This window comes from Paenarthrobacter sp. 22069 (assembly GCF_052046035.1).
GTDB lineage: Bacteria > Actinomycetota > Actinomycetes > Actinomycetales > Micrococcaceae > Arthrobacter.
In genome coordinates this window covers 1-7,136 of record NZ_JBQEQF010000050.1, presented here as the reverse complement: position 1 = coordinate 7,136, position 7,136 = coordinate 1, and the positions used below count along the sequence as shown (strand labels likewise).

Genomic DNA, 7,136 nt, shown 5'->3' with positions numbered 1-7,136 from the left:
TGTTTGTTGATGATGAGGCTGGTTCGACGTTGAACCAGGTGTCGCCGGCGAATATGCGCCTGGGTGGGGATAAGCAGTTGCCGGGGGCGGCTGTTGTGAGTTTTGGGGCGCGGACGATTTCGGTGACGGATGCTGCGTCGGGCAAGGTGTGGGCGGTGTCGCCGTCCACGGTGAATGGTTTTGATAAGGAAGCGTCGGAGCCTGTGGTGGTGGGTTCGGCGGGGATTGTGTCGGCGGTGGGGTCTGATGACCGGATTTATTCGGCGGATCCGAAGACCGGGGCTGTGACGGTGACGGGGGTCGATGCTAATGGAGCGGTGACGTCGTCGGAGTCCAGTACGTGGGATGGGCTTAAGGGTGCCGGGGATTTGCAGATGACGGTGGTGGGGGACCGGCCGGTGGTGTTGGATGCCGCTGCGGGGAGCCTGTTTTTGCCTGGGGGTAAGCGGCTGGCGTTGGAGGATGCGCGGGATGCGAAGTTGCAGCAGCCTGGGCCGGGCAGTGATGTTGTGGCGGTGGCGACACGGAAGGCGTTGTTGAAGCAGCCGTTGGATGGTGGTTCCGCGAAGACGGTGGCGTTTGATGGCGAGGGTGTTCCGGCCGCTCCGGTGCAGTTGGGTGGGTGTGTGCATGCGGCGTGGTCGGGTGCGAACAAGTATGTCCGGGACTGTGTCAATGATGCTGATGATAAGAATGTTGCGGTGCCGAAGGCGAGTGCGTCGCCGTCGTATGTTTTCCGGGTGAACCGGGACCTGGTGGTCCTGAATGATGTGAACTCGGGGAACGTGTGGTTGGTGAACCAGAACATGCAGCTGGTCAACAACTGGGACGACGTCATCCCACCCAAGGAAACCTCCGACGACGCCGACAAGGACTCCGCCGACGAAGTCCAGCAGACTGTTCTGCCGGACCGCACCAAGCCCAACAGCGCCCCCGTGGCCAAGCCTGACCAGTTCGGCATCCGCGCCGGAAAGACAACCATCCTGCCCGTCCTGGACAACGATTCCGACCCCGACGGCGACGTCCTCACCGTCCGAACCCCCGAAGGGGTCAAGACCGGCGCCGTCTCGCCCATCTACGGCTCCACGGGCCTGCAGGTGGCCGTGCCCGCCGACAAGACCGGCAGCGAAACCTTCAAGTACACCGTGGACGACGGCCGCGGCCTGTCAGCGTCTGCGGACATCACGCTCAACATCATCCCGCCCGGCACCAACACTGCGCCGCGGCAAAAGCCCAACCGGAACACCACGCTGGTGGTCCAGTCAGGCAAAGCGGTCACCCAGAACATCCTTCCGGACTGGATGGACCCCGACGGCGATGACCTGTTCGCCGTCTCCGTGGCCAGCAGCGATCCACTGGACCAGGCCCGGATCCGCCCGGACGGCCAGCTCACCTTCCAGGATTCCGGGGCCGCGCCGGGCCGGAAGGTCCTCACCGTGTCGGTCTCGGACGGCCAGTCCACGGCGGAAGGCAAAGTCACCGTCGACGTCAGGAGCCCCGGGGCCCTGCCGCCCATCGCCAACGCCGACCACGTGGTGGCCGTTGCCGGCACCGACACCGTCATCACCCCGCTCAAGAACGATTCAGACCCGCAGGGCGGGACGCTCCGGCTGGCGCAGGCCACCCCGGATGCCGAGACCACGGCCACCCTCAACCCGGACCAGCAAACGTTCACCTTCAATTCCCGGACCCTTGGCGCGCACTACGTCAGCTACCTGGTGACCAACGGCCCGGCCAGCGCCCAACAGCTGGTGCGCGTGGACGTAGTGCCGGGCACCGACCAGGGCGCGCCGGTCGCCGTCCGCGACACCGCGCTGCTTCCCACCGGCGGGGATGTCCTGGTTGACGTCCTGGGCAACGACTCCGATCCCTCCGGCGGCGTGCTGGTGGTGCAGTCCGTAACCGCCGACGCCGGCCTGCCGGTGAGCGTGGCAGTACTGGACCATTCGGTGGTGAGGATCACAGACATCCGCGCCGAAGGCCAGCTGACGGTCCGGTACACCGTCTCCAACGGTCGCTCGTCCGCCACCGGCGAGATCGCCGTGCTGATGGTTCCCGCTCCGGCCAAGCTCCAGGCGCCCCAGGCCAAGCCGGATGAGGCCACGGTCAGGGCAAACGACGTCGTCACTATCCCCGTGCTGGCCAACGACACCGACCCCAACGGCTCCAAGCTCACCTTGCTGCCGGAACTCGCCCAGCAGCCTGACGCCGCCGACGGCCGCATGTTCGTGGCGGGTGACCAGCTGCGGTTCGTCGCCGGGCCTGAGGCGAAAACCGTGTACGCCATCTACAAGGTCCAAAACGAATCCGGGCAGGTGGACTCGCAGCAGGTGACCATCCGCATCCGTGCCCGGGACGATGACCGCAACACGCGGCCCGAGCCCCGCAACCTGACCGCCCGCGTGGTGGCCGGGATGACCGTCAAAGTGCCCGTGCCCCTGGACGGCATCGACGCCGACGGCGACTCCGTCCAGCTCATCGGCATCGACAAGGCACCGGCCATGGGAACCGCCGTGGTACGCGACGGCTACCTCGAGTTCACGGCCGCCGGCGACGCCGCCGGCACCGACAGCTTCACCTACCGGGTCCGGGACAGGATCGGTGCCGAGAACACGGGAACCGTCATTGTGGGCATTGCCCCGCCGGAAGCCAACAACCAGAAACCCATCGCGGTGGACGACGCCGTGGATGTCCGGCCCGGCCGCCAGGTGGCCGTGGAGGCGCTGGCGAACGATTCGGATCCCGACGGCGATCCGCTCAGCCTGGTTTCCGACGGGTTTGAGGCCAAGCCGGACCTGCAGGTGGAGGCTACGGACGGCGCCAAGGTCCTGTTCACAGCGCCCGGCACCGCCGGCAACGAAAGCATCAGCTACCGCATCCAGGACGACAAAAAGGCCTCCGCCGGCGCCGTGATCCGGGTCCGGATCAGCCCGGACGCCGAACTCAAGCGCCCCGTGGCCAAGGACGACCGGGTGACAGTGGCCGAAACCCTCGGCAAGACCGCGGTGGACGTCCCCGTCCTGAAGAACGACTCCGATGCCGACGGCGTGGCCTCCGAGCTGAAGATCAGCCTTCCCGACGGCAACCCGAACGCCCGGACCGGCGACTCGGGCAACGTGGTGGTGACCCTCACCCCGGAAGACCAGCTGATTCCCTACACTGTCACGGACGTCGACGGCCTCACCTCCACGGCCCTGATGTGGATCCCCGGCCAGGGCGCGCAGTACCCCACCCTCGCCAAGACCGACCCCGTTGAGGTCATGTCCGGCAAAGACATCACCCTGGACCTGTCCGAATACGTCCGCGTCCGCAACGGCCGCACCGCCAGGATCACCGTGGCCGACTCCGTGCGCGTCCAGGGCGGGTCACCGGAGGGCGTCATCCAGTCCGACGGCAAGGCACTGCGCTACACCGCGAAACCTGACTACGTGGGCCCGGGCTCCATCACCTTCGAAGTGACGGACGGCTCCGGGCCCGACGACGGCGACGGCCTGAAATCCACGCTGGTGATCATGACCAAGGTGATCCCGGACCCCAACGCCAACCACCCGCCCACCTTCAGCGGTACCTCCGTGGACGTCCCCAAGGCCGAACAGGCAACGGTGGACCTCGCCGGGCTCGCCAAGGACGTGGACGAACGGGACAAGGACAACCTCCGCTTCGAACTGGACGGGACGCTTCCCGCCGGATTCAGTGCAAAGGTCGACGGCGCCACCCTCGCCATTACTGCCGACGGTTCCCTTGGCATCGGCGTCACCGGAAACATCCAGGTGAAGGTCACCGACGGCAGGTCTCCCGCCGTGGGTGCCACCATCACCGCACGCCACGTTGCCTCCAACCGGCCCCTGCCGGTGGCCAATGATGATGCGGTGGACAAAGCCAACGCCGGGAAGACGGAACAGGTCAACGTCCTGGCCAACGATTTCAACCCCTTCCCGGACACACCCCTGCGGATCGTGGGCGCCACGGTGGAGACCGGCTCCGCAGCCGGTCAGCCGTCCGTGGCGGGAGACAGTATCACCGTTACCCCGGCTGACGGGTACAAGGGCGTCATGGTGGTCCGCTACACCGTGGCTGACAAGACGGGCGACCTGTCCCGCCAGGTGGACGGCCGCCTGCGGCTCACCGTCCGGGGCAAACCCGACGCGCCGTCCGCTCCCAGCGCCACCGACGTCCGCAGCCGCACCGCCGTGCTCAAGTGGGCGCCGCCATCGGACAATGGAGCGCCCATCACCGGGTACACCGTCCGCTCGAACAACGGCTTCGAACAGAAGTGCCCCACCACCACCTGCACGTTGAGCGGGCTCACCAACAACGTGAAGTACGTGTTCACGGTGCTCGCCACCAACGAGGTGGGGGACTCGCAGGCTTCACCCCAGTCCAACGAAATCCGCCCGGACGAAAAGCCGTCACCGCCTGATGCCCCCACGGTGAAGGCCGGGGACAAGACGATGGCGGTCACCTGGCCCGCCGCGAAGACCGAGGGCTCACCGGTGAAGCACTACAACCTGGAGATTTCGCCGCCGCCGGCCAGCGGGGTCGCCGTCAAAAACGAAGTGGCCGGGCTGAACTACACCTGGACCGGCCTCACCAACGGCGTGAAGTACAAGGTGCGTGCGCAGGCCGTCAACGAGCTTGGCGCCTCCGACTGGGGGACTTATTCCGCGGAGGACAATCCCGCCGGTGTCCCGGCGGCACCTCCAGCACCTTCGTCCGCCGTCGCAGCATCGGTAGGGACCCAGAACCAGCTTCGGGTCACGTGGTCCGAACCCAACACCAACGGCGATCCGATCAGCACCTACTACGTCACCATGAGCGGCGGCAATGCCCCCGCCCAGACCCAGACCGTCCCCGGCAACGTCCGCACGGCAAACTTCACCGCCAACAACTCCGAGGCCGCCTACACGTTCACCGTGCAGGCTGAGAACAAGGCCGGCAAGGGCGCCGTCAGCCCGCCCTCCGCACCCCGCCGTGCCACCGGCAAGCTGGCGACCGTCTCAGGTGTTACGGCCACTCCTGCGAACACCGGCGGAGCAGGACGCGCCGTGACGGTGGACTTCCGCAAACTGACTGCCGCGGAACGCAACGGTTCTACTGAAAACGAGGTCAGCTACAGCTACAACGCCAGCAACGGCGCCCGAGGGCCCATCACGCCGGGCCAGACCATCAGTGGGTTTACCAACGGCAGCGCCGTCAGCATCACCGTCATCGCCAACTCCACGGTGGCCCCAAGCTCTGACGCCAGCACCCCTGCCACCACCACACCCTACGGATCCCCAGGCACCCCCTCCGCATCCGGCCAAAACGGCGGCGTGAACCAAAAGTCCGCCACCCTGAACTGGTCCTCCCCGTCCACCAGCACCAATGACGTGGCGCAAACAAGGATCAGCATCAACAACGGCGGCTGGGAAAACGTTGCCCCCTCCGGCAGCAGGACGGTCAACACCGCAAACTTTGGTGACACCGTCACCATTGCGGTCCAGACCTTCAACTCCGTAGGCACCGGCAGCGCGGTGGTCACGGCCAGCGCCACCGCAGGCAAGCAGGGACTGTGGGAAACCCGGATCAAGACCTCCGACCCCAACTTCGTCAGGAGTTGTACCTTCACCCTGGGCGGGTCGAACTACCGGCCAAGTCCCTACTTCGACTGTGACGGCGTCAATGCGGACAGCCCGCCCTGGTTCTACAAGACCGACCAGGACCGCATCATGGTGGCGTGCTACATCGACCAGAGCGACAACTGGTCCGGCAATGGCATCGTCCGCTGGTGGCGGGTTGAATCCGGTTCGGCGCGCAACGTTGGCCGGTACGTCATCGCCGGCCACACCACGCTCGCGGATCCCGCCGCCCTGGGAGCCCCCCATTGCTGACAGGCAGTGCCGGGCGCGCGGGCAGTTGTCCCCATCGCGGGGGTTGCGGCGGTTCTGTAGGCTTGCCGCGGGGAAAGAAAGCCTGCTGCCTGTCCTGCGACCGGGCCACCACCGGGCTACACAATCTGAGGGAAAAGTAACGCTGTGACAACTCTGCTGGGGAAGCTTGGGCTGAAAAAGCGACATAGGAAGCTCGTCGCCGGTTCTGCGTTTGGTGTTGTGGTTGCTGTGGTGGTGACGGGTGCTGTGTTGTATCCGGGGTTTAAGACCACTGAGGTGGAGTTGAACGACGGCGGTGTGTGGGTTGTTTCGAAGTCGAAGAACGCGGTGGGGCGGTTGAATTATCCGTCGCGGGTGTTGGATGGTGCGGTGACGCCGGCGTCGACGACGTTTGATGTGTTGCAGCATGCGGGTGAGATGTTTGTTGATGATGAGGCTGGTTCGACGTTGAACCAGGTGTCGCCGGCGAATATGCGCCTGGGTGGGGATAAGCAGTTGCCGGGGGCGGCTGTTGTGAGTTTTGGGGCGCGGACGATTTCGGTGACGGATGCTGCGTCGGGCAAGGTGTGGGCGGTGTCGCCGTCCACGGTGAATGGTTTTGATAAGGAAGCGTCGGAGCCTGTGGTGGTGGGTTCGGCGGGGATTGTGTCGGCGGTGGGGTCTGATGACCGGATTTATTCGGCGGATCCGAAGACCGGGGCTGTGACGGTGACGGGGGTCGATGCTAATGGAGCGGTGACGTCGTCGGAGTCCAGTACGTGGGATGGGCTTAAGGGTGCCGGGGATTTGCAGATGACGGTGGTGGGGGACCGGCCGGTGGTGTTGGATGCCGCTGCGGGGAGCCTGTTTTTGCCTGGGGGTAAGCGGCTGGCGTTGGAGGATGCGCGGGATGCGAAGTTGCAGCAGCCTGGGCCGGGCAGTGATGTTGTGGCGGTGGCGACACGGAAGGCGTTGTTGAAGCAGCCGTTGGATGGTGGTTCCGCGAAGACGGTGGCGTTTGATGGCGAGGGTGTTCCGGCCGCTCCGGTGCAGTTGGGTGGGTGTGTGCATGCGGCGTGGTCGGGTGCGAACAAGTATGTCCGGGACTGTGTCAATGATGCTGATGATAAGAATGTTGCGGTGCCGAAGGCGAGTGCGTCGCCGTCGTATGTTTTCCGGGTGAACCGGGACCTGGTGGTCCTGAATGATGTGAACTCGGGGAACGTGTGGTTGGTGAACCAGAACATGCAGCTGGTCAACAACTGGGACGACGTCATCCCACCCAAG

At 65.6% G+C, this 7,136-nt stretch carries 1 protein-coding gene and 1 pseudogene; both read left to right on the top strand.

Annotated features, from left to right (window positions below; all coding sequences use genetic code 11):
- On the top strand, positions 1-5,870 hold a 5,870-nt coding region (locus ACTJK0_RS21210; protein WP_440746527.1), incomplete at its 5' end, for an Ig-like domain-containing protein.
- Between the two features lie 144 nt (positions 5,871-6,014).
- Positions 6,015-7,136 (top strand): annotated as a pseudogene (locus ACTJK0_RS21205) (Ig-like domain-containing protein); the annotation flags it as partial.